Raw genomic sequence first — 1,975 nt, forward strand, 5'->3', positions numbered from 1 at the left:
CACGGCGACGCCGCGACGGGTCAGGGCCGCGAGCAGCCCCAGGGTCACGGAGGTCTTGCCGCACCCGGAGGAGACGCCGGCGACGAGGAGGCTTTTGATCATGGCGGCCCCATGATAGGCCATGGCCCCATGATGGACAAGCACACCGAAAAGCTCCTGCGCGCCGTCCCCGGCATCGGACCGAGCATGGCCCGCGACCTCTGGGACCTGGGCGTGCGCCGCCCGGAGGACCTGGCGGGCCGCGACCCCCTGGAACTGTACGAAAGGCTCGTCGCCCTGCGGGGCGTCCACCAGGACCGCTGCGTGCTCTACGTGTTCCGCTGCGCGGTGTACTTTGCGGAAACGCCGCCCGGGGAGCGCGACCCGGAGCGGCTCAAGTGGTGGAACTGGAAGGATTGACCCGGGCGGCCCGGCTGCCCGTGGAACAGGCTGTCAGCGCCTGCGCTTGAGCCATGCGGCCAGCCCGACGAGCCCGGCGATCCAGCCCAGGCCGCCGGCGATGTCGCGCACGCGGTTGCCCTCGGCCTGGGCGGCCATCCGGGCCAGTTCCAGGCGCAGGGGCGCGAGCTTCTCCTCCACGGCCTTGGCGGCGGCCCGCTCCACCAGGGCCTGAAGGCGCGCCTCGTCCAGGGGAAGGGCCTGGGCCGCCGGGGCGGCGGCCGACCCCGTGGGCGAAGCGGCCTGGGCGGACGCGGCCGGTGCGGGGGGCGTCCGGCCCGGGTCTGCGGCCGCAGCCGTGGCGGCCTGAGGCGCGGCGGCCCCGCCGGAGGCGGCCGACGCCGACGGCGCGACGGCAGGAGTCCGGCCCGTCCCGCCGGGGGAGGGGGCGGCCTGCGCGGCGGGCGGTCCCAGGTCCGCCGCCGTGAGGGTGTAGTCGGCCTGGTGGCCGTCCCCGGCCTTGAGCACCAGGGTCAGGGGCGGGGTAAGGCCCGGGGGCAGTTCCAGGCGGAAGCTGCCGTCCTTGCCGGTTCGCGCCGTGGCTGCCACGCGTCCCGAGGCGTCGCGCAGCTCCACGGGGCAGCCTTGCGCCTTGCTCCCGTTGGCGTAGTAGCCCTCGCCCGCGAGCGCCCCGGCCTCGGCGACGGCGAACACGTTCACCTTGTGGGCCAGGGCCGGGCCGGGCCAGGAGAGAAATGCGGCCGCCAGGAAAGCGGCCGCGAAGATCGTCCGCCCGGCCACGCTACTTGCCCGGCACGGGATGGAAGTAGACCCAGAGCACGCCGCCCAGCTCAACGGCCTTGTCCTTGCCGTCCTTCTTCATCTTGGCGTCGTCGTCGGCAAGCACGGAGAAACCCCACCAGCCCGCCCAGGGCACGGTCCAGGTGAACACGCCGTTGGGGTCGGTCTTCACGGTCTGGGTCACATAGGCGTCGTCGGGGGCCTTGAGCGCGCCGTCCTTGTTGAAAAATTCCACCTCCACCTCGGCGTTGGCCAGGGGCTTGCCCTTGAAGAGCGCCTTGCCCGTGAAGGAATTGCCCGCGTAGAGCGCGAAGGGCTTGGCCAGGGGCACGATCTCCAGCTTGAGGCCCAGGGGCTTGTCCCAGCCTTCGTCGTCGCCCAGGGCGGCCACAACGGTCTTGGTGAGGTGGACGATGAACTTGTCCTCGGCGGGCTCCCAGTAGGGCGGGGGGGTCATGGCGAAGACGTGCACGCCGGGGGTCTTCACGGTCCAGTCGGCCTTCCAGGCCTGCCTGCCGTCCAGGGTGACGGGGGCCAGGGCGGCCGAGATGTCCTGCTTCCTGCCCTTGGCCCACAGCTCCAGTTTGGGTTTTTCCAGGTTCATGCCCTGGTTCTCCATGGGGTGCCAGAAGCGGATGTCCAGGGAGACGGTCTTGGAGCCTTCCTTGGAGACGATGTTCTTGTCCGGCACGGTCATGCCGAAGTGGGCCATGGCCGGGGCGGCCAGGGCCAGCAGGGCCAGGACGGTCAGGACGATCTTGCGCACGGTGCACCTCTTGTGTCACATGAATTTACG

At 71.5% G+C, this 1,975-nt stretch carries 3 protein-coding genes; 1 reads left to right on the forward strand and 2 read right to left on the reverse strand.

Annotated features, from left to right (window positions below):
* Positions 1-129 precede the first annotated feature (129 nt).
* Positions 130-399 (forward strand): helix-hairpin-helix domain-containing protein, encoded by a 270-nt coding sequence (locus ACV4UX_RS16365; RefSeq protein ID WP_491594351.1) that lies wholly within the window; start codon positions 130-132, stop codon positions 397-399.
* 33 nt (positions 400-432) lie between these two features.
* On the opposite strand, the gene ACV4UX_RS16370 is transcribed toward ACV4UX_RS16365, so the two are convergent.
* A complete protein-coding gene (locus ACV4UX_RS16370; protein WP_491594352.1) occupies positions 433-1,179 on the reverse strand; it encodes an HI_1622 family ECF transport-associated protein in 747 nt (248 codons plus the stop codon).
* 1 nt (position 1,180) lies between these two features.
* On the reverse strand, positions 1,181-1,945 hold the full coding sequence (locus ACV4UX_RS16375; protein ID WP_491594353.1) for a DUF4198 domain-containing protein: 765 nt from the start codon (positions 1,943-1,945) through the stop codon (positions 1,181-1,183).
* Positions 1,946-1,975: the final 30 nt, after the last annotated feature.

This window comes from Fundidesulfovibrio sp., assembly GCF_058402725.1.